The sequence below is a fragment of the Aeromonas sp. S2(2024) genome, assembly GCF_041402505.1.
Lineage (GTDB): Bacteria > Pseudomonadota > Gammaproteobacteria > Enterobacterales > Aeromonadaceae > Aeromonas > Aeromonas media.
Genome location: NZ_JBGLRL010000022.1, coordinates 1 through 24,655, shown reverse-complemented (window position 1 = coordinate 24,655; position 24,655 = coordinate 1). Strand labels below are relative to the sequence as shown.

Sequence of the window (24,655 nt, the reverse complement as noted above, 5' to 3'; positions counted from 1 at the left end):
TGGGGATCAGGCCTGGCCTTTCGGCCTCACACCCAGGGTATGGCAGATGGCGTAGGTCAGCTCGGATCGGTTCAGGGTGTAGAAGTGGAAATCCTTCACCCCTTCCTGGCTCAACACCCGCACCTGATCGATGGCGATGCTGGCCCCCACCATGTTGCGGGTCATCTGATCGTTATCCAGCCCCTCGAACCGCTGATGCATCCAGCGCGGGATCTTCACGTTGGTAAAGCCGGCAAACTTGTTGAGGGTCTGGAAATTGGAGACCGGCAGTATCCCGGGCACGATTTCGGCATCGATGCCGATGGCGGCGCAGCGATCACGAAAACGCAGGTAGGTCTCCACATCGAAGAAGAACTGGGTAATGGCGCGGTTGGCACCGGCATCTATCTTGCGCTTGAGGTTGAGCAGGTCGGACTGCGCGCTCCTGGCTTCGGGGTGGCCTTCCGGATAGGCGGCAACCGAGATGTCGAAGTCGGCTTCGGACTTGAGCAGGGCGACCAGATCGGTGGCATACATGTCCGGCTTGTCGAGTCCGGGAGGCAAATCACCACGCAGTGCCACTATGTGGCGAATGCCGCTGTTCCAGTAGTCACGGGCAATGGTTCTCAGCTCGTCGCGGCTGGCATCGATACAGGTCAGGTGCGGCGCGGCGATGAGGCCGGTGCGCTCCTTGATGTCCTTGATCACCTTGTGAGTGCGATCCCGGGTGCCCGAGTTGGCGCCATAGGTCACGGAGACAAACTTGGGTTCCAGCACCTGCAGTCGTTCGATGGATTGCCAGAGGGTATTTTCCATCCCTTCGCTGTTGGGGGGGAAAAACTCGAAACTGACCGAAATGTTGTTACCCAAGTCAGCCAGACTCTGGTTGAGTGCCTCAACCTGACGCGCGCTGTGAAATCCCATCTGCTCTCTCCCTGTCCTACAACCGATTCCTGTACGTCAAAACGGATGTTTGGACGTCTAAACGTCTTCCTATCTTTATGAGAAAACGGCTCAAAGTCAACCTCGATTTACCCACGAAGGCGGGATAAGCGATTTTTTTTATTTTGCAATTCAACCCAAGTCGCGAGCGGCCCCATCCCAAAATGTCCTCAGGCACGCTATGATGCGGGCGGATCGTCCTGGACGTTCTGAATCTGCGTGTGATTGTTTGGCCGGGTTTCCCGGCCTTTTTTTAACTTCTCTCCCTCCCTGCCGATAATCAATTCAAGCATTTGCAGGAGCCTTGTCATGGAAGATCACCCCGGTTTTGCCACCGATTTGCTGTTCGATCGCTATCAGGGCGAGGTGACGGACCATCAAGGGTTCTGGGCCGTGCGCACCTCGACAGCCCCGGATTACTACTTCGGCAACTATCTGCTGCTCCCCACGCCCCCCAGCGACCGTGACAAGGGTTGGCTCGAAGCCAGCTTCGACAAGCTGATCGGCCAGGATCCCAGGATCCGCCATCGCACCTTCCAGTGGCCGCTGGCCGAGGGACAGAACAGCCGGGTCGCCGGCTTCGTGGCGGCGGGATACCAATACATGGAGTGCGTGGTGCTGGCACTGGAAGCCGCCAGCTGGCAGACACCGAGCGACCAGGACCTCGCCCCGGCCCGCCCCTTCACCCCTGCCGACTGGGATGACTGGCTGACCCTGGAGCTCGATGACAGGGACCCAGGTCATGAGGAGGAGAGCTACCTCGCCTACCTGCAGTCACGGCGCGACCTCTATCAGGCCATGATCGCCGATGGACTGGGACAGTGGTGGGGGATCTGGCATCAGGATCGCCTGGTCGCCAGTTGCGGCCTCTTCTTCACCGGCACCATGGGGCGCTTCCAGCTGGTTCGTACCCATCAGGATTGGCGAAACCGGGGCCTCTGCCGTCAGTTGCTGAGCCAGGTCGCCCGTCAGGGGTTCGAGCGAGCCAGGCAGCTCATCATAGTGGCCGACGAGCACTACCACGCCCAGCGGGTCTACCGCGCCCTGGGTTTCGTCCCGGTGGCGCGTATCGGCAGCCTGTGCCGCTGGACTCACCAGCCATAGGCGTCTGGCGCAAATGAAAACGGGAGGCTGATGCCTCCCGTTTTTTCATGGTGCAGCCCTTCAGGGTTGCGGTGCTTCCAGCTCGCTGGCCAGCGCCTGCTCGACGTCGGTCGAGGCAGCCGCCGAGGGAGCCACAGCCGCAGACACGGGGGACGCGCTCAGCGCGGTCGAGATGGCCGCGGATGACGTAGCAACGGAAGCCTCAACCGTGGCGGGCGCGGCAGAGACGGCGGCGGGAGCCGTGCATTGGCAGTCCACGGCCTTGGCCTGCTGGCCTTGATGCGGGGCATACCAACCCTTCAGCCCCTGCTCCAGCCGGTCGGCGGCGGCTTGCGGCGCCATGGTGCCGAGCAGCACACTCTGACTCACCTCGGCCAGCTCATCCCCCAGCTTGGGGGTGCCGCGAGAGAGGATCTGGGTGGCGACCCGGATGGTAGAGTCACACTGATCTCGCCACTCCATCATCTCTTTGGCCGCCGGGTTGGTGGCCTCGAAGAAGTGGTTGGAGAGGGAGAAGAACCCCGGCAGCGAATTGGTATAGAGCTCGGCAAACTGGGAGGTGGTCAGCCACTGCAGGAAGGTCATGGCGGCCTCCTTGTTCTTGCTGGCCGGGTTCATCCCCATGCCGATGTCGGTGTGATCGGTGAAGAAGCAACCGTCACCCTGCTTTGCCACAGGGGGGCGCATGACACCGAAGTCCACCTTGCCGGTGAAGGGGGCTATCTCCCAGGAGCCGGCCGCATAGAAGGCAGCCTTGCCGGAGGTGAATAGCTCGTTGGTAGTGGCGTAGTCACGACCCTCCCCCCCCTCGCCGAGATAGGCACGCCAGCGGGCCAGCTCCTCGAACACCTTGACGTATTGCGGGTTGTCGAGCCGCTCCTGGCCGCCAATCAGCGCCAGCCTGCCATCCTCCCCCTTCCAGTAGTTGGGGCCAATGTTCTGGAAGCCCAGCTCGGAGGCGACCCAGCTCTCGGAGCCACTCATGGCCAGCGGCACATAGCGACCATCCGCCTTCACCTTGTCGAGCACGGCGAAAAACTCGTCCCGGGTCTGGGGCACGGCCAGCCCCAGCTCGCTGAAGATCTGCTTGTTGTAGAAGAAGCCGTGAATGACGGAAGCCATGGGCACGCAGAAGGTCTGGGCCCCGCTGTCGGTCTGCCAGGGGGACTGGGCGAAGCTCGGGAAATTCTCCATCCCGGCCATCTCGCTCAGCTCCGCCAGATGACCCGCCTTGAACAGGGCCAGGGAGTCATCGAACGGGCGGCAGGTGATGAGATCCCCTGCCTTGCCCTCCTTCAGACTGGCCCAGAGCGTCGGCATGTAGTCGACGTTCTGCACCCCGTTGAAGCTCACCTGTATGCCCGGGTGAGCGGCCTCGAAGGCGGGGATGATCTTCTCCTCCCACAGGGCCTTGTCATCAATCCGCCAGCTTTCGATCACCAGCTCGCTGGCCATCAGCTGGCCACACAACAGGAGACTCAGGGCCCCGATCCACTTGTTAGCCATAAGTCCTCCTACACCTTGAAATGAGCGATCAATTGCTGCTGCTTGGCGACCAGTTCCGCCAGCACTTCACTGCTGCCTGCCGATTCACGGGCCTCCCGTTCGGTCTCGTAGGCCACGTCCGCAATGCCGGCGATATGACGGGCCACCCCCTGACTGACCGAGATCTGTTCCTGGGCCGCATGGGCGACCTGATCCGCCATCGACTTGATGGCACTCATCCGCTCGGCGATGGATTGCAACGCCTGATCCATGGCCCGGGTCTGTGACACGCAACCCTGGGTCTGCTCCTGGCTGCGCCCCATCACCTCCATCACCTGCTTGCTGGAGCTCTGCAGGTTTTCGATCATGGCCTGGATCTCTTCGGTCGAGGTCTGGGTCCGGTTCGCCAGCGCCCTGACCTCGTCCGCCACCACCGCAAAGCCGCGGCCGGCATCACCGGCCCGTGCCGCCTCGATGGCCGCATTCAGTGCCAGCAGGTTGGTCTGCTCGGCAATGCTGCGGATCACGTCCAGAATACTGCCGATGTTGTTGCTGAATTCCCCCAGCTTGTGGGTGATGCCGACCGCCTCCTCCATGGCGCCAGCCAGCTGTTCGGTGATCCGGCGCGTGGTCGCCACCTGCTTGCGACCGGCACGTGCCTCCTCGTCGGCCAGATCCACCTCGCGCTTGGTGCCATCTGTGGAGCGGGCCACCTCGGTGGCGCTCACCTCCAGTTCGGTGATGGCGGCGGCCACCTGGTCGGTCTGGCTCTTCTGATCCTGCACCCTGGACATGGCCCTTTCGCTTATCTCGGCGGCGCGGCTCGCCTCCTCCACCAGATGGCGGGAACCGGCGTTGATCTGGGAGAGCAACTCCCCCGTCTTGTCCGCCAGGGTGTTGATGGAACGAGTCAGGCTGCCGAATTCACAGCGGCTCTGGTAGTCGATGCGCCGGGTCATGTCCCCGGTGGCCATGCGATCCAGCGCCCGATCGATCAGCTGCAGCGGACGCTGTATGCTGCGGGCCGTGGTGTAACCGATGATGAGCGCGGCGGCGGCCGAGATGGCGGAGACGATCAGGATCCAGAAGCTGGCACTGCTGACGGCGTCATCGGCCCCGATCCGGCTCTGGCTGGCGATGCTGCCCGCCGACTTGCCCATCTCGTCCAGCAGCGCCAGGCTGTTGACCAGGCTGGTGTCGAGCTGCTGATTCAAGGTTTGCAGCGAGGCGGCAAGCTGCTGGGCATTACGCATGGTGGCCAGCAGCCCCTGCGGGCCGAGCGCCAGCTCCTGCATCCTGTCCAGATTGACGACGAAGCGCTGCCTCACGTCATCGGGCACCAGCACCCGCTCGAGCCGCTTGCGCGCCATCTCGATATCCTTGGCGAGCACCTTCTCCAGTTCGTTGAGATCTGTCTTGGCGTCGGCTCGACGGATATTCTTCAGATCCCGGGCGATGCCGGAGGTGATGAGTTCGGCCTTGTTGCGCATGGAACGCTTGCTGGCGGTCTGCTGCAACAGCAGATCGGCGGCCCACTGATAGGTGTCTTCCAGCCTGATAAAGGCCAGCTCCAGCTCATGACGGCGATCGAGGGCGGCTATCCACTGACCATGCTGGCTCAGCACCTGATCCGCCAGACCGTAGAACTCCCGGGTGGCCCCATCGACCTGACGAAAGCGCTCGCCCGCCTCGGCCACATCGTTGAAGCGGGCCATCTCCTTGCTCTGGGCAACGAAGCGCGCCTGCTGCGCCTTGAACTGGCTGGCCAGCTGCGGCAACTGGGTGGCATCCTCGCTGGTCCTGTAGGTCAGCACCCAGCGGTTGCTGTCCTGCAGTGCCCCCTTGAGCCCGGCGACGGCGATAACCAGGGGAGTGGCACGATCCGATACCTGGGACAGTCCCTCATTGATCCCCCGGATCTTCAGAATACTGATGAAGCCCAGCAGAACCAGCAGCAGCAACATCAGCACAAATCCGGCGATGATCCGCTGCACGATAGATAAACCCATGGAGACATCCTCACTCGTTGGGAAATAAAGGGGTTAACGCAGAGGCTATCGGCACGCCGAGGCAATGGAAGAGCAATAAGTGACACTTTGAGGGGCCGGATCACAGTTATTGCCCCGAGCCAGACAGAAAAGGGCCCGAACAGAGCCGGGCCAAAGAGACATGCTTGGTTGTCATGGCCTTGAGGCGGCCAACCCTGTCATCAGAAGCGATAGCCGACGCCAAACATGAAGGCAACCGGATCGATGGAGGTATTGATGGTGCCCACTGCGGTGTGCACGTCGGTGTCGATGTCGATGAGCCAGGCGGAGGCGTTGACGAACCAGCGGTCATTGATCGCCATGTCCAGCCCCACCTGACCCGCCAACCCCCAGGAGGAGTCGACGCTCACATCCGTGCCCGCCAGTGCCCCACGGCCCTCTTCATCGAAGAAGGTGGTGTAGTTGATACCGGCACCGACATAAGGACGCACCTTGCTGTTGGCATCACCGAAATAGTACTGCGCCATCAGGGTCGGCGGCAGGTGCTTGACCTTGGCGACCTCACCCAGCCCCGGGGTCGACACCGAGTGGGAGAAGGGGGTCGCCGCAAGCAGCTCGACGCCCCAGTTGTCCGTCAGCATGTAGGAGAGGGTCAGCCCCAGCTGCATGTTGCTGTCGATATCCAGCTCGCCGGTGCCGAGGACGTCGTCACTGCTGGTCTGGGGGGAGACAAAGGCCAGACCGCCACGCACCAGAATGTCGCCGGCCTGGTGGGCCAGGACGGCGGGGGAAGCAAAAGCGGCTGCGATCAGGAGAGGAAGGACTTTTTTCATCACATATTTCCTTTTTGTTTTCTTTCTATGTTGTAAGCCCGAAAACTATAAAAGGATGTGAATGACTGGTTATTGATTTGGCTCAATAGTTATCAAGAAATAGATGGATGTACACAACAGCTTCTAACAATCATAAAATCAACTCAAAATACTAAAAAACCATTTAAATACAGCACCTTGAAATATAAACACACCATAAGAACAGCCTTAAAATATCAAATAAATACACCTTAATCGCGCTCACATTGCCTTTTAACTGTTGTTTAATTATGCCGGTCAGCGTATTTTATTAAAGCAATGTAGCCATGCTGTAATTTAATCTTTATGAAACCACAAACACGCAAAGACAAAATCATCGGCATCCTGGCAGCCATCTGGGGCATCGGCTCCTTCCTGTTTATCCTGCTCGGCGTTCTGTTTGCCCTCGCCTTCCTGATGCTGGCTCACTGACACTCCGCCGTCACCGCTCATACTCCCGGTGACTGTCCTGCCGTGCCCGATCCAATGCCACATTCAGCCACTCCCAGGCTCAGTGTCTGCGCCCGTCGCTGACGCCGGCCCGAGGAAAGATCCCTCGCGTCCCTCTCGATCGCCCACAAAAAAGGGGCCAAGGCCCCTTGTCTGTCTGATGTGCCCTTACTTGTTCAGCAAGGGGGCCAGGAAGCGCGCGGTGTGCGACTCCTTGCAACGGCTCATCTCCTCCGGCGTCCCGGTCACCAGGATACGGCCACCGCCAGCACCCCCTTCCGGCCCCAGATCGACGATCCAGTCGGCGGTTTTGATGACGTCCAGATTGTGCTCGATGATGACGATGGTGTTGCCCCGATCCCGCAGCTGGTGCAGCACTTTGAGCAGTTGCTGGATGTCGTGGAAGTGCAGCCCCGTGGTCGGCTCGTCCAGGATGTAGAGAGTCTGGCCGGTGTCGCGCTTGGAGAGCTCCCGCGCCAGCTTGACCCGCTGCGCCTCGCCACCCGACAGGGTGGTGGCGGACTGGCCGAGGCGGATGTAGGAGAGGCCCACATCCATCAGGGTTTGCAGCTTGCGCGCCACCGCAGGGACGGGATCGAAGAACGCGCGGGCATCTTCCACCGTCATCTCGAGGATCTCGTGGATGTTCTTGCCTTTGTACTTCACCTCCAGGGTCTCGCGGTTGTAGCGCTTGCCCTTGCAGACGTCGCACGGCACATAGACATCCGGCAGGAAGTGCATCTCCACCTTGATGACGCCATCCCCCTGACAGGCCTCGCAGCGGCCCCCCTTGACGTTGAAGGAGAAGCGACCCGGCAGGTAGCCGCGGGAGCGCGCCTCCTGAGTGCCGGAGAGCAGCTCGCGGATCGGAGTGAACAAGCCGGTATAGGTGGCAGGATTGGAGCGCGGGGTGCGGCCGATCGGGCTCTGGTCGATGTCCACCACCTTGTCCAGGTGCTCCAGCCCTTCCACTTCGCGATAGGGGGCCGGCGTGGACTCGGTGGCCTTGTTGAGTTCCCGGTGGGCGATGCGAAACAGGGTGTCGTTGATCAGGGTCGACTTGCCGGAGCCGGAGACCCCGGTGACGCAGGTCATCACCCCGATGGGCAGATCCAGGTTGACGTTGCGCAGGTTGTTGCCGCTCGCCCCCTTGAGCTTCAACCACTTGCCGGTGAGCGGGGTACGCTCATCCGGAATGGCGATCTGCTTGCGACCGGAGAGGTAGTCACCGGTCAGCGATTCGGGGTTGGCGATGATCTCTTCCGGCGTCCCCTGGGCGACGATGGCACCACCGTGCACGCCGGCCCCGGGGCCGATATCGAGCACATGATCGGCGAGGCGGATGGCATCCTCGTCGTGCTCCACCACGATCACGGTATTGCCCAGATCGCGCAGATGAGTGAGGGTCTTGAGCAGCCGCTCGTTGTCCCGCTGGTGCAGGCCGATGGAGGGCTCATCCAGCACGTACATGACCCCCACCAGACCGGCGCCGATCTGGCTCGCCAGCCGGATCCGCTGCGCCTCGCCGCCGGAGAGGGTCTCGGCGCTGCGAGACAGGCTCAGGTAATTGAGGCCGACGTTCACTAGGAAGCCAAGCCGCTCGACTATCTCCTTGAGGATCTTCTCGGCGATCTGGGCGCGCTGGCCGCTCAGGTTCAACCCCTCGAAGAAGGCGAGCGCATCGCCGATGGACTGCTCGGCGATGGCCGGCAGGTTGCGGTTGTCCACGAAGACATGGCGCGCCTCTTCCCGCAACCGGCTGCCACCGCAGCTGGTGCAGGACTTGTTGGCAATGTACTTGGCCAGCTCTTCCCGCACCGAGTTGGATTCAGTCTCCCGGTAGCGGCGCTCCATGTTGTGCAATATCCCCTCGAACGGATGCTTGCGTACCACCACATCGCCACGATCGTTCATGTAGCGGAACTCGATCTCGGTGCGACCGGAGCCGCGCAGGATCACTTCCTGGGTCTTGGCTGGCAGATCCTCCCAGGGTGCCTCCAGATCGAACTTGTAGTGCTCGGCGAGGGATTTCAGCATCTGGAAGTAATAGAAGCTGCGTTTGTCCCAACCGCGGATGGCGCCACCGGCCAGGCTCTGGCCCGGATCGTGGATCAGCTTGGCGGGATCGAAGTACTGCTGCACCCCGAGACCGTCGCAGGTGGGGCAGGCGCCGGCCGGGTTGTTGAAGGAGAAGATGCGTGGCTCCAGCTCCGACATGGAGTAACCGCACTCGGGGCAGGCGAAGTTGGCGGAGAAGATCAGCGGGGCAATCCCCTCCTCCCCGTCCATGGGCGCCACCAGCACGATGCCGCCGGAGAGGGTCAGTGCCGTCTCGAAGGACTCCGCGAGGCGCAGCGCCAGGTCATCACGCACCTTGAAGCGATCCACCACCACTTCGATGGTGTGCTTCTTGTGCAGCTCCAACGGGGGAGGATCGGAGAGATCGCACACCTCCCCATCGATGCGAGCACGAATGTAGCCCTGGGCCGCCAGGTTCTCCAGCAGCTTGGTGTGCTCCCCCTTGCGATTGCGCACCACGGGCGCCAGCAACATCAGCTTGGTGCCTTCGGGCTGGGCCAGCACCTGATCCACCATCTGGCTGATGGTCTGGGCGGCGAGCGGGATGGCGTGGGTCGGACAGCGCGGCTCGCCGACCCGGGCAAACAGCAGACGCAGGTAGTCGTAGATCTCGGTGATGGTGCCGACGGTCGAGCGCGGGTTGTGGGAGGTGGACTTCTGCTCGATGGAGATGGCCGGCGAGAGCCCCTCGATATGGTCCACATCCGGTTTCTCCATCAGGGAGAGGAACTGGCGGGCATAGGCGGAGAGCGACTCCACATAGCGGCGCTGGCCTTCGGCATAGAGGGTATCGAACGCCAGGGAAGACTTGCCGGAACCGGACAGGCCGGTGACCACGATCAACTTGTCGCGGGGCAAAATCAGATTGATGTTCTTGAGGTTGTGGGTGCGGGCACCCCGGATCACGATTTTTTCCATCTTGTTGCGCGCTCGATACGGGAACCAGAGCGGGCCAGTATGGCATAGAGACTACTGGATGAATAGACAGCCTTTTATCATCCCATCCCGGCGCTCAGAGATACTCCTTGGCCCAGCTCACCGCCTGCAGGCGGTTCTTGACGTTCAACTTCTTGAACACGTTATAGAGGTGGGATTTGATGGTGTGTTCGCTCACGAACAGGCTGTCGGCAATCTCGGTGTTGGAGGCCCCCGTCATCAGGTGGCGGACTATCTCCTGCTCACGGGCCGTCAGCAGCGTCTGGTTGCGCAGGGGCTGGCCGCTTCCCTTGCGGTAGTAATCCACCAGATCGCACAGCAGATGGCGCGGGATCCAGTACTCCCCCTGCAACACCTTGCGGATGCCGATCACCAGCCTGTCCAGGTTGTCCTGACGGAAGAAGAGCCCACTGGTATGAGGCCACATTAGCAGCAGCTCCCGATCCGTGCTGGTCGGGGCATTGAGCAGCACGGCACTGGCCTCGCCGAAACGGCTGCAGATGGCCTTGCTCCAGTCTGCCTGCTGAGCCGACTTGAGATAGTCCAGATCGATCAGCAGCAGCGTCTGAGCTCCGGTTTCGGAGGGCTCAGGCAAGGCATCCAGCTCCCCGACCAGCAAGATGGACAAGCCAAGCTGTTCGCTGAGGTGACGCTGGAAACTGGTGGCTTGTGCATTATTTTCGGTGATCAGCACTAGGGGATATTCGGGCGTCATCAAGAGAACTTCCTTGCACATTCGAGTCGGGGTTTTCGGCAAGGAAGAGTACCAATCCCCCTCCTGGCTGCAGCATTAAAAAAGTATTAGACGCCGTTGTGATTCCTTTGAAGCTCAGCAATTTTCCAGCCAATACAAATGACTAGCACGCCCCCCCCATTTGGGGGTCAGGTAGTGCCGACCACCACCATAACAGGCCTTGGCCGTCGTTGCAGCACTCTGCTCCGCCGTCCCCTTGCTGGTGGGCCCCTACCTCGGGTAAGTTACTCGGACGCCAGCGGCGGGGTTTGGTGCTCGCCGGGACAGGAAGGTGTGCGCTCATCTTCGCCAACTGGTATTATTGCGGGTAAACGCTGCGGCGGTGGCCGATAAACGCGTCGGTTGAATCTGGCACAGCCGTGACATGCGTGAAGATGAGGCCCATCCGTGGCGCACATCTCATTGCAAACAAACGACATATTGAATGGGCCCAGGCATTTGGCCTGGCCGGTATACATAAGGGTGGAAGAGAGATTATGGCCAGTCGAGGCATCAACAAAGTCATTCTGATCGGTAACCTGGGGCAAGACCCGGAAGTGCGCTACATGCCGAGCGGCGGTGCCGTGACTAACATCACCCTGGCCACCTCCGACACCTGGCGCGACAAGCAGACCGGTGAGCAGAAAGAGCGAACCGAGTGGCACCGCGTGGTGTTCATGGGCAAGCTGGCCGAAGTGGCCGGCGAGTACCTGAAGAAGGGTTCCCAGGTCTATGTCGAAGGCAAGCTGCAGACCCGCAAGTGGCAGGATCAGAGTGGCCAGGAGCGTTACACCACAGAGGTGCTGGTCGACAGCTTCACCGGCGTAATGCAGATGCTGGGCGGCCGTCCGCAAGGCGGCGCAGGCCAGGGCATGGGTGGTCAACAGTCCCAGGGCAACTGGGGTCAGCCACAACAGGCCGCCCCCCAGCAAGCGATGCAACGCCCGGCCGCCGCCCCGCAGCAGAATATGCAGCCGCAGGGTGGTTACGGTCGTCCTGCCCAGCAGCCTCAGTCTGCACCGCCGGTCTACAACGAGCCGCCGATGGATTTCGACGACGATATCCCGTTCTGATCTACAAAAAGGCCCTGATCACTCAGGGCCTTTTTGTCTGTTTCTGACGCATTCACCCCCACCCTCATCATGTTGTTGCGACGATCCGGCCCCTCCTCTCTTCCTCGCCCCGACTTGTCGCTATCATCTGGACGTAACACTCCTCCGAGAATAAGCATGAGTTATCCTGGTCGCCTGCTGCGCCTCATCTTGCTGGTGTTTGCTGCCCCTCTGGTCGCCGAGCCGCTACGAGTGGGAGTGAGCTTCGCCATCCCTCCCTACGTGATCACCCACGAAGATCGCGGCATCGAGCTCGATCTCCTGCGCGAGGCATTCGCCGGCAGCGATCATGTGCCCGAGTTCACCTATCTGCCTCTCGAGCGGACCTTCCGGATGCTGGAGGAAGGCAAGCTGGATGCCATCATCAACGTCAAGCCAGGCATGCTTAACAATGCCCACCTGTCACAGGCGGTGATCACCTTTCACAATCGGGTCTTTACCCTCGACAAGACGGCATTTCACACCATGAGGGATCTGCAGACGCTGCGCGTCAGCGCCTTCCAGCGGGCACGGCAGATCCTGGGAAAAGAGTTTGCCGAGCTGGTCGATCAGAACCCCCACTACGAGGAAGTGGCACGGCAGGAGGGGCAGGTACAGAAGCTGCTGCTGGGACGTACGGATGCCGTGATCCTGGAGCAGCGGGTATTCTACTACTACATGACGCAACTGCTCGGGCAGACAGAGGGCAGCGTACGCTACTCCTCCGATCGGGTCAGACAACATGATCTCTTTCCCCCTACCCAGTACCACTTCGCCTTTCGCCAGGCGACGGCGCAGCGGTGGTTCGATCGCCAGTTGAGCAGGATGAAGGAAGATGGGCGCTATGAACGGATCTTTGCCGCCTATGGCGCGTCGCCATCGTATAGAAACATAAAAGCCAGCCCATGACGGACTGGCTTGATACTGGCCCCAGAGGAACAACAGTGTAGTGGAGCGTTACTTCATCGCGCCGCCATTTTTCAGGTCGGCTTTCTGCCGTTTGGCCTCGCGCTTCTCTTTCAGTGACATCTGCGGTTTTTTCTTGGCATCTTTGCCGTGATGCTGTTCTTTGTTGCTCATCATCAGACTCCAAAAATGTTACCAGGACAGTTGGAATGAGATTCCAGCATGTCATCCGAATCATAGATCACAGTACGCTAGCAGTGACGATCGAGGATCGCACTGGCACCAGCATACCCCCACCCTCCATCGGGATCCAGCCTCACTGGACGGCAGTGTCGCGCAGGGCGTGGACCTCGTCATCTACGTTCCGACAAACCGCAATAACCGGCTTGTATCAGGGCGAAAACCGGCAAGAAAACGCACTCAAGTTGCCCTTTTGGGGTCAAGAGGACGATTACATAAGAGTCGGCTTCCGGAGTGTGTTAGGGTGAACCATCACCTGCCGCAGGAGTGCGCCATGAAAAAGCTGGAAATGAAAGATCTTACCGAGGCCGAAAAAGCCGAGATCACCCTGTTGCTGCAGAAGGCCCAGGCCAATGCCGATCACACCCTGACCAACGGGGAACGCAACAAGATCCGTGAAGAGGGACGCCTGAAAATCGCAGAGGATCGCGCCAAGGCAGCCAAGGCGGCCTCCGCACTGGCACGGGAGAAGGCCAAGGAACGAGCCAAGAATCAGGTGCTGCCTGAAACCTTCAACTGGGCGGATTCCGTCAGCAACAAGTACCGCAGCAAGCGATAATTTCCGCCTCCCATGTCCGGATGCTTGTGCTGTCACCCGGACATGAGCCTACATACTGCCCTTTCCCATACCGGAAATTTATAGATAACCTTCTGGTATAAAACGATTTTATCAAGATAAAACGCTAACCCCTCCTCGTCGGGCCGGAATTAATACCAAGATAAAGATTGCCATGACGGAGTGAGCGTGTTCTAATCGATTTCGATGGTTCGGTAGTTCAGACCTGATTATGTTAGGCAGTCATTTTAAAGCAGTGATTTGTGCATAGAGTTGTCCCAGATGATTCTCGCCAAATAATTCTCCTTCTTTAGTGCTCCCCATACGTATTGCTGACGAAAAATCATGGATTGCTACAAACGTAGCGTTTCAACATCACTATTCAAGGAAATTATTATGTCTAACAAAATGACTGGTACCGTAAAGTTCTTCAACGCTGAGAAAGGTTTTGGCTTCATCTCCCCGGCTGACGGTGGCAAAGACGTGTTCGTACACTTCTCCGCTATCCAGTCCACCAGCTTCAAAACCCTGGACGAAGGTCAGCGCGTTGAGTTCACCATCGAGCAAGGCCAGAAAGGCCCGGCTGCTGCCAACGTAGTTGGTCTGTAATTCAAGCCAGGAAGCCTTTTCGTCAACCGGAAAGTCCTTCTGCAAGAATTGAAAAAACCCGCCTAGGCGGGTTTTTTGTTGCCTGCTTTTTACCTCTCTACCTTTCGCCTCTCTCAATCCCCTCCCAGATCCCACCTCACCGTCGTTCCACCGCCGCAAGTCCCCTGTAATCACCACCGGATACAACGAGGGCGCCAACATGGCGCCCTCGTTACTGATGGATGAATGCGAGCGTCCTCACAACGGCAGGCTGATCCTCGCCTCCAGGCCACTCTCGGGGCGATTGTGGAGGCTGAGCTCCCCGCCGTGCTGGTGCACCAGGGTCCGGGCGATGGCGAGCCCCAGCCCCACGCTGCCCGATTCGGTGTTGCGGGCCTCATCGAGGCGCACGAAGGGTTTGAATACCTCCTCCAGCTGGCCCTCGGCGATGCCGGGCCCCCGATCGCAGACCAGGATCAGCAGCTCGGATTCGGTGCGCACCAGTGACACCTCGGCGCCCCCCGCGTATTTGATGGCGTTGCCGATGAGGTTTTGCAGCACCCGGCGCAGGGTATTGGCGCGGCAGGCATAGACCTGCTTGCCCTGTGCCAGGCAGATGACGGGCTGGCCGGTATCCGCATAGTCATCGCACAGGCTCTCCAGCAGGCTGACCAGATCCAGCTCCCGGGTCGCCTCCTGCTGCCCCTCCTCCCGGGCGAAGCTCAGGGTCGCCGCCAGCATCTGCTCCATCTGTTGCAGGGTCTGCTGGAATCGCTCCTTGTCCTCGCCGTCTGCCAGAAACTCGCTGCGCAGCCGCAGGCTGGTGATGGGGGTGCGCAGGTCATGGGAGATGGCGGCCAGCATCCGGGTTCTGTCCTGCACGAAGCGATCGAGCCGGGTGTGCATGCGGTTGAAGGCCTGGATGGACTCGCGGATCTCGGTGGGCCCCTCCTCGCGCAGGGGCTCTATGTCCTCCCCGCGCCCCAGCCTGTCGGCGTTGGCGGCCAGCTGTTTGAGGGGCAGGGTCGCCCGGCGGAACAGCCAGATCATCAGGCCTATCACCAGGCTCGCCACCAGCAGCAGGTTGAGGGTGGTCTGCCAGGACCAGCTCACCGCCTCCTTGTCCACCAGGGAGCTGAACTGCAGCCAGCCCCCGTTGGGCAACTGGATGGAGCCATAGAGCCGCATGTCCTGGGGCGGCGGCATGCCGTTGCGATCCTTCATCATGCGGTTGTGGTGCTGCCAGGCCCGGCTGCGCTGTATGTCCTGCTTCAGCTCGGCGCTGATCTCCACCGACAGGGACGACGGATACCCGAGCTTGGCCCGTACCAGCTTCTCGAAGCGGGGGCTGCGGTTGTCAGGTTGCAGCGGCTCGTCGGCGAGGCGCAGCAGCAGGGTCTCGCTGCGGCTCGCCTTGAGGATCTCGTGATAGAGGGAAGGGGGGGAGAGGGAGAGCAGCCTCACCACAGAGATGATCCGCTGCATGGCGTTACGGCTGTTGACGTAGCCGAGCGCCTCCTCTCGATCCGAGCGGTAGATCTGGATGCTGAGCAGCTGGATCAACACCAGTCCCGCCAGGGCCACCAGCACTATCTGGCCGGTCAGCCCCTTGGGCAGCAGCCTGGCGAAGAAGCCCTTGATCATGCCGGCCTCACTCCTGGGTCACGTCGGCGGCGAACAGATAACCGCCGCCCCAGATGGTCTTGATGAGCTCGGGATTCTTGGGATCCCGCTCCAGCTTGCGGCGCAGCCGGCTCACTAGGGTATCGATGGCGCGATCGAAGGCGACCGCCTCCCGGCCACGGGCCAGATCCAGCAGCTGATCCCGGCTCAGCACCCGCTGGGGCCGCTCCAGAAACACCTTGAGCAGATCGAACTCGGCGGTGGAGAGGCTCATCCCCACCCCCTCCTCGTCCACCAGCTCGCGGCGATTGATGTCGAGCAGCCAGCGATCGAAGCGCAGATCCCGGGTCAGGGCCTCGGGGACGGGCTGGATCTCCGCCTGGGTGCGGCGCATCACCGCCTTGATGCGGGCCAGCAGCTCGCGGGGGTTGAACGGCTTGGCGAGGTAGTCATCGGCCCCCATCTCCAGGCCGATGATGCGGTCCGTCTCCTCCCCCATGGCGGTGAGCATGATGATGGGCAGACGGGACTTCACCCTGAGCTCGCGGCACAGAGTCAGGCCATCTTCCCCCGGCATCATCAGATCCAGCACCAGCAGATCGAACTCCCGCTCGTCCAGCAGCCGCTTCATCTCCTTGCCATCCCGGGCACAGCTGACACGCATGCCGTGTTGTTCCAGAAAGCGCTTGAGCAGATCGCGGATCTCGCTGTGATCGTCGACCACCAGAATATGAGGGCTGCCTTGGTTCATCATTGTCTCTCCCGTTATCGAGCTGGGGCGATTATACGAGAATCAATCGGGCGGGTTGTGTCAAAGTGTGCCAGAGCGCCAAGATGCCACACTCTGCTACAAAATAGGCTTCAACTGGCAAAATTCAGACACTTCCACGGTGTTTACTGGATACCAAGGCGAAACAGCCTCTACCCGTATTCATCCGACAGGAGTTACCCATGAAAAAGCTGACCAAGACCCTGCTGACCGCCACCCTGATCCTCGGCCTGCCGCTCGGCGCCTATGCCGCCAGCGAGGCAGTCTCCACCGCCCAGCCGACCCAGGCCACGGCGGCCGGTTGCCCCATGGACGGTTCCGGCATGATGGGCGGCAAGCACCACGGCGGTCGCCACGACAAGATGGCCCGCATGAAGAACATGACCCCGGAACAGATCCAGGCTCACCTGCAACAGCGCTACGACAAGATTGAAGATCCGGCCAAGAAGGCCGAGTTCGTGAAAAACCTCGGCCTGCGTGCCGACGGCATGATCAAGCACGCTGAGGTGATGAAGCAGTTCGCAGAAGCAAATCAGTAAGTCGAGGCGATGAAGCAGTTCGCAGAAGCGAACCAGTAAATCGACGCAAACCAGCAAGCAAGATAACGACAGGGTGGCCATGGCCACCCTGTTTTTTTCGTGTCCGCTCAACCGCCCTGTCCTGCGACTGACGCCGCATGGCGCCACTTTTCTGCCTCCCTGCACCGGGATATGTGAGCGATAACAAACGTTTTATTTTCGAAATAGCTAATAATGGCGGCTCAAATAACAGGATCGGGCAAGGCCCCGGCCACAGTGGACAGGAGTCGTTATGGGATGGAATCTGGGCACAATCAAGGGGCGTTATACCGCCGTCTTCCTGGGGTTCATGGCGCTGGTGTGCGCCCTGACGGTGATCGGCATCCAGCTCTGGATCAAGCCGGCGCTGCAGAAGGCCGGTGAGCAGAATGTGGCGCTGCGGGTCAGCGAGATAGCCACCGACATCCGCGACCAGCTCAACGGGGTGCAGAGCCAGTCCCGCAGCATCACCCAGCTGGTGGCCCAGCTGCCGAGCGAGCAGATCGACGCCCTGCTGCCCGCCCTCATCGATCAATACGGCAACGCCATGGTCTTCGGCGGCGGCATCTGGCCCCTGCCGGAGAAACGCGAGGCGGGCCGCGCCAAGTTCAGCACCTTCTATCACAGGGACGCGGCCAACGCCCTCATCCCCAACACCTACTGGAACTCGGCCGAGGCACCGAACTACTTCGAGCAACCCTGGCACAAGGCGGGGCAGCAGGCTCCCCGCGGCATGTGCGTCTGGGCCGCCGCCTACAAGGATGGCGCCAGCCAGCAGCCGAGAACCAACTGCGCCATGGGGATCTACCGGGACGGCGCCCTGTACGGGGTGTCGACCATAGACGTGACTCTGGGGTTCTTCAACGAGCTGGTGGCCAGGAAGGAGCAGGAGATAGGCGGCCAGGTGATGATAGTCGAGGCTGACGGCAAGATCCTGAGCAAGAATGCCCGCCTCGGCGGCGACGTTGTGCTCGGCAATCTCTCCGCCCACGCCGACTACCCCTTCGCCGGTGCCATCGCCGGCCTGCTCGGCCAGGACGCGAGCAAGGGCTTGCTGCGCACAACCTTCCAGGATCAGGGAGAGGAGCAGACCCTGCTGATGGAGGCCATAGAAGGCACTCCCTGGCTGCTCGCCACCGCCCTGCCGACCCGTATCCTGACCCAGGACAGCCGGGACGTGCTCGCCACATTGGCCGCGATCCAGCTGCCCCTGGTGGGGCTGCTGTTCGTGCTCATGGTGCTGGCCATCAGCCAGCTCGGCAGCCGGTTGCAGACCCTCAAGCTCAACATAGATGCCCTCAGCGCCGGCGATGCGGACCTGACGGCCCGTATCCAGGTGAAGGGTCATGACGAGCTGGACAACATAGCCCTGTCGGTGAACCGCTTCATCGCCTACCTGCAGCAGATGATGGTGCAGGTGACGGACGCCACTGACCTCATCACCCGGGAGCTGGCACAGCTCGATCAGCAGACAGGTCAGGCCCGACGGATCCTCGGGGAACACGCCAGCGAGACGGATCAGGTGGTCACCGCCCTCACCGAGCTCAGCTCCACCGCCGACAGCGTGGCCCAGCACGCCAGCGACTCGGCCAGCTTCACCGAGGCCGCCAATGGCCAGGCCGCCAACTCGCGCAAGGTGGTGGGCTCGGCCTCCGCCAGCGTGGTGGCCCTGATCGACGAGGTGGATCTCGCCGCCGCCAAGGTGCTGGAGATGCAGGAGGATGCCAAGCAGATCGGCAGCGTGCTCGGGGTGATAGGCGGCATCGCCGCCCAGACCAATCTGCTGGCGCTCAACGCCGCCATCGAGGCAGCCCGGGCCGGGGAGCAGGGACGAGGCTTCGCCGTGGTGGCCGACGAGGTGCGCGCCCTGGCGGCCCGCACCCAGAACAGCACTGCCGAGGTGGGCAGCATGCTGTCGCGCCTCACCCAGGGGGTAGCCGAGGCCGTGGTCGCCATGGAGCAGACCAAGCGCAGCTGCCAAGCCGCAGCCGACACCACGGGTCAGGTCACCGGCGGGCTCGACAGCATGGCCGACTCTGTGGTGCAGATCCACGATCTCAGCAGCCAGATCGCCACCGCCGCCGAGGAGCAGAGCCGGGTGACCGAGGAGATCAACCGCAACATGGTGAGCATTCGCGACATGCTGAACCTGCTGGTGCAAAACGGCAGCCAGACCGAGCAGAGTGCAGCGTCACTGCTCGGCTCCAATCGCCAGCTGCTGGCCCTGGTGCGCCGCTTCAAGGTGTGATGGCGAACGCCAGCCAGCAAAAAGGGGCCCGAGGGCCCCTTTTTCATGCACGTCGTTCAGACTCAGGCCTTGGCTTTGTCGGCCAGGTTCAGGGTCTTGACGGTTTCGCCTTCAAACTTGATGACGACGCTCTTCTGAGCGGCTTCGGTATCCTTGAACAGGGTCTTGGAGGTCTCTGCCAGCATGGGAGATACCTTGTTCAGGGCGCTCAGGTCATAGGTCCACACTTCCAGACCGGCTTCGGTCTTGGTGCTGGCCGGGGCGCCCAGCTTGTCCTTGATGGCCTGCTTGTTGGAGCCGCCTTCCTTGATATCCAAGGCCGTTTTGATCGCTTCGTTGGAGGCGCTGTCCACGGCAGTACCGGCCATCTCTTTGGCGGTGCTGGTGACGCTGCTGGTCACGGAGTCGGTCAGGGAATCCATCAGGCCGGCGTGGGCAACCAGGGGCAGGGCGGTCAGGGCAATCAGAAGGCACTTTTTCATTAAGATACATCTCACAGGAATGAAAGAGCGCGCATCAGACCAGTGAGCTCGATTGGAGTCAAGATGATCCCAAGGTCAAGCCGCATTCGGGGGGGAAGAGGGACTATCGGCTGGACAGGGCGGCCGGGGACGGATAGCGGCCCCCCTAGCCAGAGAGCTGATCCTTGCCCGCCAGCTTGGCCCGGTAGAGCGCCCTGTCCACCCGCGCCATCAACTGGTTCAGGGGTTCATCCGGCATGGACTCCACCAGACCGAAACTCAGGGTGATGGGCTCCACCCCCTTGACCCTGGCATAGCCCAGTCGCTGTCGCAGCTTTTCGGCCACCACATGGGCCTCCGCCAAGCGGGTGTTGGGCAGCACCAGCATGAACTCGTCCCCCCCCCAACGGGCCAGCAGATCGATCTCGCGGATGGAGCCGCGGGTCAGGCGCACTATATCGATCAGGGTCTGATCCCCCACCCCGTGGCCGTGGCGATCGTTGATCTGCTTGAAGTCGTCCACGTCCATGGCGATCACGGCGAAGGGCTCCTTGAAGCGCCGGGCGCGCTCATACTCCAGCCGGACGGCCTGCTCCAGCCGATAGCGGCTGGCGGCCCCGGTCAGGGAGTCCGTCTCCGCCAGGCGGCGGTTCTCCTCCACCTGGTGTTGCAGCGCCAGGTTGAGCCGCTCCAGCTCTGCGGTGCGCTCCGCCACCTGCTGCTCCAGCGAGCGATTGTGCAGCTCCAGCCGGGCATAGAGCTCACGCTGGGCATGGATATCCCGATGCGCCCCTATCATCCTGGCCACGGATCCATCCGGATTGCGCGCTATGATGCGGCCACGATCCTCTATCCAGATGAAGTCCCCGTTGCGGCAGCGGCAGCGGTACTCGACCCGGTAGTCAGGGGCCACCCCGCTCAGATAGGCGTCGAAACAGGCCATCACCCGCGCCAGATCGTCCGGATGGATCACGTTCTCCCAGGTGAACACCGTATTGTTGAGAGAGTGCGGTTCATAGCCCAGCATCTGATACCAGCCCGGATTGCGATAGACGAAGCCGGTGTTGGCATTCCAGTCCCAGATCCCGTCGCTGATGACCTCCAGAATGCCGTGTACCGCGGCCTCATTGAGATCCTGGATCCTGATAGTGTCATTGTCCTGCAGCATGGAAACCATCCTTGTTCTGCTCCCCCGCGCCACTGCGGGTGACTCGAGTCCGGCGGTTGAACATCATTGAAAAATGCGGCCGCCTGCCGGGCTACCCGATGACGACTGCCTGCCTGCAATCCCTGTCATGACAAGGTTATCGGCCGCCCCCAGGCTCCCCTGAATAACAGTAGCAGCAGGGCCTGCCGCCAATCTTGAGCGCCGTCACGCCTTCCCTCTTTTGTCTGCCCGCCCCCTTGCACCAGGGTGGTGCACCCCCTTGGCGCAGCTCTGCCCAAATGGGGCACCTCCCGTCACTCCCTCTGACTGCCATGAAATAAATCATTGAATCAATAGGGAAAAATTCTTGGCGCAATATTTGCCTTTGTCTGAATGAACCACCAAGGATTGGGGACATTGCATGAAGTTAATCACTGCCATCATCAAGCCGTTCAAACTCGATGACGTTCGCGAAGCCCTCGCCACCCTCGGCGTAGAGGGGCTGACGGTCTCCGAGGTCAAGGGGTTTGGCCGTCAGAAGGGGCACACCGAACTCTATCGGGGCGCCGAATACCAGGTGGATTTCCTGCCCAAGGTGAAGCTGGAGATCGCCACCCAGGCCGACAACGTCGAGCCCATCATCGAAGCCATCAGCCAGGCCGCCCACACCGGCAAGATAGGTGACGGCAAGATCTTCGTCTACGACCTGCTGGCCGCCGTGCGCATCCGCACCGGCGAGACAGACGCAGACGCCCTTTGATACGACTGGAACCGAGGAACACGACATGGAAGAGTTGATCACATCCGTCAGCGAGCTGCGCTATGCGCTCGATACCTTCTACCTGCTGATCTCCGGCGTGCTGGTCATGTGGATGGCCGCCGGGTTCGCCATGCTGGAGGCGGGCCTGGTCCGCGCCAAGAACACCACAGAGATCCTGACCAAGAACATCCTGCTCTACGCCATCGCCTGCGTCATGTACCTGCTGGTCGGCTACAACATCATGTACGTGGACAACGGCGCCGGCGGCTGGTTGCCGAGCTTTGGCAGCCTGATGGGCAGCCAGGCCGAGGATGCGGGCCACTCACTGCACGCCGACTTCTTCTTCCAGGTGGTGTTCGTGGCGACCGCCACCTCCATCATCTCGGGGGCGGTGGCCGAGCGGATGAAGCTCTGGTCCTTCCTGCTGTTCTGCGTGGTGATGACAGGCTTCATCTACCCCATAGAGGGCTACTGGAGCTGGGGCGGCGGCTTCCTGAAAGAGGCGGGCTTCTCCGACTTCGCGGGCTCCGGCATAGTCCACATGGCGGGCGCAGCCGCAGCCCTGGCCGCCGTGCTGCTGCTCGGCCCCCGTCGCGGCAAATATGGCAAGCAAGGGGAGATCCATCCCATCCCCGGCTCCAACCTGCCGCTCGCGACCCTGGGCACCCTGATCCTCTGGATGGGCTGGTTCGGCTTCAACGGTGGCTCCCAACTGGCGCTCTCCAGCGCCGCTGACGCCACCGCCATCGGCACCGTGTTCGTCAACACCAACGCCGCCGCGGCCGCCGGTGTGGTCGGCGCCCTGCTGGTCAGCAAGCTCACCTGGGGCAAGGCGGATCTCACCATGATCCTCAACGGCGCCCTCGGCGGTCTGGTCGCCATCACCGCCGACCCGGCCTCCCCCAGCCCGCTGTTCGCCAGCCTGATCGGCGCCCTGGCCGGTGCCCTGGTGGTCTACGCCATCGTCGCCTTCGATCGCCTGAAGATCGATGATCCGGTCGGTGCCATCTCGGTACACGGCGTCTGCGGCCTGTTCGGCCTGATGGTGGTGCCCTTCTCCAACACGAGCGCCACCTTCGGTGCCCAGTTGCTCGGTGCCGCCACCATCTTCGGCTGGGTCTTTGTCGTCTCTCTGGTCGTCTGGAGCCTGCTCAAGGCCACCATGGGTCTGCGGGTCAGCGAAGAGGAAGAGCTGATGGGCGTGGACATGCACGAGTGCGGTGTCGATGCCTACCCCGAGTTCGTCAGCATCAAATCCAGCATCTAAGCACGCCATCTGCTTGCGGGGCCCGGGGGACACCTCGGGCCCCGTTTTTTTTTTGGGCGCCCTCAGCGCCCCTTGAAGGCGGGGTGATGCAACCGGCGATAGTGACTGGGCGCCAGCCCATGCTGGCGCTTGAAGGCGGTGGAGAAGTGGTATTCGTTCTTGAAGCCGCACTGCTCGGCCAACTGCTTCACCGGGTCGGCCCGGCTCGCCAGCAAGAGCGCCGCCCGCTGCAACCGCAGCCGTTGCAGCAGCGCCATGGGCGCCAGCGTGAAGTGCTGCTGACAGAGCCGATGGAGCTGACGCTCGGAGAGGTGCAGGGCGCCGGCCATGCGCGCTATGTCCCACGGCTCGGCGAGCGCCTCTTTGAGCAGCAATTCGAGGCGCAGCGCCAGCCGCTCGCCGCGACTCTGCCCCTCTCCCTTTTGCAGCAGGCGGCGCAGATAAAAGCCGAGCTGCTCCACCAGCAGCGCACTGAGCAACGGGTCCTGGTGGCGCTCCTGCTCCGCATAGAGGTTCTCAATGGTGCGAAGCAGAGTCCCCTGCTGGGAGGTGCAACCGAGCCGGGGGTGGCTGGCGAAGGCATCCCAGGGGGAATCTTTGTGCAGCAGCAGCCACACCAGATCCCAGTCGCCCTTTGCCGTCGGCTGTTGCTGCGCTGGCAACTGCGTCTCTGCTAGCCCCGTCTCCGCTAACTGCATCTCTGGCCACTGCGTCTCTGGCAACCGATAGCAGAGCGGTTCCCCCGCCGGGATCAGGGCCCACTCTCCGACCTGCAACCGCTCGCGGCGATCCCCCACCTGCACCTCCCCCTCGCCACCCAAGGTCAGCAGAAAACAGTGCACATCGGCAAAGCGGCGCGCGATGCGGTAACGGGTCTTGAGGCGCGAGTAGCCCGCCAGCCACACCTGCTCCTGGCCGAGGGCGGGCAGCAGGCTGTCGCAGCAGATCTGCTCGCGGCAGTCGGGGGAGACATCGACAAGATCGGTGTTGGCAGTTTCAGACATCATCAGGACGGGCTCAGCCATGTCGAAGGGACAGGCCCCAGCATAGCATTGAGGGCATCAAGTCACAGGAGACCAGCCATGCATATCCATCACGTCGCCATCTGGGCGCAGGATCTGGAGGCACTCAAGGCATTCTACTGCACCCTGTTTGGCGGGCAGGCCAATGAGCGCTACCACAATCAAGCCAAGCAGTTCAGCTCTTACTTCGTGCGTTTCGAAGGGGGCGCCAGCCTGGAGCTGATGCACACCCCCATACTGTTTCCGGCAGATCTCAGTCTGCCACACCCGCTGCAGGGGCTGGCCCATATCGCCTTTTCCCTCGGCAGCGTGGAGGCGGTGGACAAGATGACGGCGCGCCTCAAGCTGCTCAAGGGCGCCGAGGTGAAACACCTGGACGGCCCCCGCTGGACCGGCGACGGCTATTACGAGAGCACCTTCCTCGACCCGGAAGGCAACCGGCTGGAGCTGACCATCTAATACCTGAATGATCCCCTCACCCTGACCCTCTCCCAACGGGAGAGGGGATAAAGCGGCACCGGGGATATGATCGCCAACCATGCCGATTCGGTTGACAGCAAAAATAGCCAGCCACGTAGGTTCGATTAGCGAAGCGTAATCGGACGACGTATTTTCTCCCTTCTCCCGTTTATTAAAAAAGGAGGAGAAGGGCTGGGGATGAGGGGGAGGAAAAAAGAGATTACGCGGTAAACGTTGGGCTTCGTTACGCTCAGCCACAACCTACACAATCGGTAGGTTGGTGCTGAGCCTGCGAAGCCCAACATACCTCAGAGATCCCCTCATTTTTAGAGACTCAAATAATTCCAAGTGGGCGGGTATATAAGCGGTGTTGCTTCAGGTAGTAGATAAATTTATCCATCAACAAGACCGCAT

23 protein-coding genes are annotated in these 24,655 nt (G+C 61.4%); 11 read left to right on the top strand and 12 right to left on the bottom strand.

Annotated features, from left to right (window positions below; genetic code table 11):
- Positions 1–6 precede the first annotated feature (6 nt).
- Positions 7–903 (bottom strand): methylenetetrahydrofolate reductase, encoded by an 897-nt coding sequence (metF, locus tag ACB039_RS17860; RefSeq protein ID WP_025328549.1) that lies wholly within the window; start codon positions 901–903, stop codon positions 7–9.
- A 327-nt stretch (positions 904–1,230) separates the two neighbouring features.
- On the opposite strand from metF, the gene ACB039_RS17855 reads away from it, so the two are divergent.
- The gene (locus tag ACB039_RS17855) at positions 1,231–2,025 is read left to right on the top strand and encodes a GNAT family N-acetyltransferase (RefSeq protein ID WP_182786779.1); all 795 of its coding nucleotides are present in this window, start codon (positions 1,231–1,233) and stop codon (positions 2,023–2,025) included.
- 60 nt (positions 2,026–2,085) lie between these two features.
- Here the strand turns inward: ACB039_RS17855 and ACB039_RS17850 are convergent, their stop codons facing one another.
- From ACB039_RS17850 to ACB039_RS17840, 3 genes are all read right to left on the bottom strand, one after another.
- The gene (locus tag ACB039_RS17850) at positions 2,086–3,531 is read right to left on the bottom strand and encodes an ABC transporter substrate-binding protein (protein WP_182786781.1); all 1,446 of its coding nucleotides are present in this window, start codon (positions 3,529–3,531) and stop codon (positions 2,086–2,088) included.
- A gap of 8 nt (positions 3,532–3,539) precedes the next feature.
- Entirely contained in the window at positions 3,540–5,519 is a 1,980-nt protein-coding gene (locus ACB039_RS17845; RefSeq protein ID WP_043128873.1) for a methyl-accepting chemotaxis protein, read from the bottom strand.
- A gap of 200 nt (positions 5,520–5,719) precedes the next feature.
- Entirely contained in the window at positions 5,720–6,331 is a 612-nt protein-coding gene (locus ACB039_RS17840; protein WP_041206519.1) for an OmpW family outer membrane protein, read from the bottom strand.
- Positions 6,332–6,655: 324 nt separating this feature from the next.
- On the opposite strand from ACB039_RS17840, the gene ACB039_RS17835 reads away from it, so the two are divergent.
- A complete protein-coding gene (locus tag ACB039_RS17835; protein ID WP_371166150.1) occupies positions 6,656–6,781 on the top strand; it encodes a hypothetical protein in 126 nt (41 codons plus the stop codon).
- 186 nt (positions 6,782–6,967) lie between these two features.
- Here the strand turns inward: ACB039_RS17835 and uvrA are convergent, their stop codons facing one another.
- Positions 6,968–9,796, bottom strand: coding sequence for an excinuclease ABC subunit UvrA (uvrA, locus tag ACB039_RS17830; protein ID WP_005328767.1), 2,829 nt, complete (start codon positions 9,794–9,796; stop codon positions 6,968–6,970).
- Between the two features lie 94 nt (positions 9,797–9,890).
- Positions 9,891–10,529 (bottom strand): LuxR C-terminal-related transcriptional regulator, encoded by a 639-nt coding sequence (locus ACB039_RS17825; RefSeq protein ID WP_139750669.1) that lies wholly within the window; start codon positions 10,527–10,529, stop codon positions 9,891–9,893.
- 515 nt (positions 10,530–11,044) lie between these two features.
- Here ACB039_RS17825 and ACB039_RS17820 point away from each other — a divergent pair.
- The gene (locus tag ACB039_RS17820; RefSeq protein ID WP_005328769.1) at positions 11,045–11,620 is read left to right on the top strand and encodes a single-stranded DNA-binding protein; all 576 of its coding nucleotides are present in this window, start codon (positions 11,045–11,047) and stop codon (positions 11,618–11,620) included.
- Positions 11,621–11,776: 156 nt separating this feature from the next.
- Positions 11,777–12,547, top strand: coding sequence for a substrate-binding periplasmic protein (locus ACB039_RS17815; protein WP_371166149.1), 771 nt, complete (start codon positions 11,777–11,779; stop codon positions 12,545–12,547).
- A gap of 48 nt (positions 12,548–12,595) precedes the next feature.
- On the opposite strand, the gene ACB039_RS17810 is transcribed toward ACB039_RS17815, so the two are convergent.
- Positions 12,596–12,718 carry a hypothetical protein gene (locus ACB039_RS17810; RefSeq protein ID WP_080675244.1) on the bottom strand — a complete coding sequence of 41 codons (123 nt, stop codon included), beginning with the start codon at positions 12,716–12,718 and terminating at the stop codon, positions 12,596–12,598.
- A gap of 340 nt (positions 12,719–13,058) precedes the next feature.
- On the opposite strand from ACB039_RS17810, the gene yjbD reads away from it, so the two are divergent.
- Both yjbD and cspA read left to right on the top strand, forming a co-directional pair.
- Complete coding sequence (gene yjbD / locus ACB039_RS17805; protein WP_025328558.1) at positions 13,059–13,343, top strand: DUF3811 domain-containing protein; 285 nt, start codon at positions 13,059–13,061, stop codon at positions 13,341–13,343.
- Positions 13,344–13,736: 393 nt separating this feature from the next.
- Positions 13,737–13,949 (top strand): RNA chaperone/antiterminator CspA, encoded by a 213-nt coding sequence (gene cspA, locus ACB039_RS17800; RefSeq protein ID WP_025328559.1) that lies wholly within the window; start codon positions 13,737–13,739, stop codon positions 13,947–13,949.
- Positions 13,950–14,186: 237 nt separating this feature from the next.
- Here the strand turns inward: cspA and ACB039_RS17795 are convergent, their stop codons facing one another.
- Entirely contained in the window at positions 14,187–15,572 is a 1,386-nt protein-coding gene (locus ACB039_RS17795; RefSeq protein ID WP_371166148.1) for an ATP-binding protein, read from the bottom strand.
- A 7-nt stretch (positions 15,573–15,579) separates the two neighbouring features.
- Entirely contained in the window at positions 15,580–16,302 is a 723-nt protein-coding gene (locus ACB039_RS17790; protein ID WP_025328561.1) for a response regulator, read from the bottom strand.
- Positions 16,303–16,502: 200 nt separating this feature from the next.
- Here ACB039_RS17790 and ACB039_RS17785 point away from each other — a divergent pair, with 200 nt between their 5' ends.
- Together ACB039_RS17785 and ACB039_RS17780 are read left to right on the top strand one after the other, a co-directional pair.
- Positions 16,503–16,859: a hypothetical protein gene (locus tag ACB039_RS17785; RefSeq protein WP_106885609.1), complete on the top strand. Its 357-nt coding sequence runs from the start codon at positions 16,503–16,505 to the stop codon at positions 16,857–16,859.
- Positions 16,860–17,130: 271 nt separating this feature from the next.
- Positions 17,131–19,125 carry a methyl-accepting chemotaxis protein gene (locus ACB039_RS17780; protein WP_234570128.1) on the top strand — a complete coding sequence of 665 codons (1,995 nt, stop codon included), beginning with the start codon at positions 17,131–17,133 and terminating at the stop codon, positions 19,123–19,125.
- A 62-nt stretch (positions 19,126–19,187) separates the two neighbouring features.
- Here the strand turns inward: ACB039_RS17780 and ACB039_RS17775 are convergent, their stop codons facing one another.
- Positions 19,188–19,607: a hypothetical protein gene (locus ACB039_RS17775; protein WP_106885607.1), complete on the bottom strand. Its 420-nt coding sequence runs from the start codon at positions 19,605–19,607 to the stop codon at positions 19,188–19,190.
- 145 nt (positions 19,608–19,752) lie between these two features.
- A complete protein-coding gene (locus ACB039_RS17770; protein WP_371166147.1) occupies positions 19,753–20,754 on the bottom strand; it encodes a diguanylate cyclase in 1,002 nt (333 codons plus the stop codon).
- A 400-nt stretch (positions 20,755–21,154) separates the two neighbouring features.
- On the opposite strand from ACB039_RS17770, the gene glnK reads away from it, so the two are divergent.
- Together glnK and ACB039_RS17760 are read left to right on the top strand one after the other, a co-directional pair.
- On the top strand, positions 21,155–21,493 hold the full coding sequence (glnK, locus tag ACB039_RS17765; RefSeq protein ID WP_371166146.1) for a P-II family nitrogen regulator: 339 nt from the start codon (positions 21,155–21,157) through the stop codon (positions 21,491–21,493).
- Positions 21,494–21,518: 25 nt separating this feature from the next.
- Positions 21,519–22,760: an ammonium transporter gene (locus tag ACB039_RS17760; protein ID WP_371166145.1), complete on the top strand. Its 1,242-nt coding sequence runs from the start codon at positions 21,519–21,521 to the stop codon at positions 22,758–22,760.
- 62 nt (positions 22,761–22,822) lie between these two features.
- On the opposite strand, the gene ACB039_RS17755 is transcribed toward ACB039_RS17760, so the two are convergent.
- Complete coding sequence (locus ACB039_RS17755; RefSeq protein ID WP_371166144.1) at positions 22,823–23,767, bottom strand: AraC family transcriptional regulator; 945 nt, start codon at positions 23,765–23,767, stop codon at positions 22,823–22,825.
- Between the two features lie 75 nt (positions 23,768–23,842).
- On the opposite strand from ACB039_RS17755, the gene ACB039_RS17750 reads away from it, so the two are divergent.
- Positions 23,843–24,241, top strand: a complete 399-nt coding sequence (locus ACB039_RS17750; RefSeq protein WP_042648065.1) for a VOC family protein — start codon at positions 23,843–23,845, stop codon at positions 24,239–24,241.
- Positions 24,242–24,655: the final 414 nt, after the last annotated feature.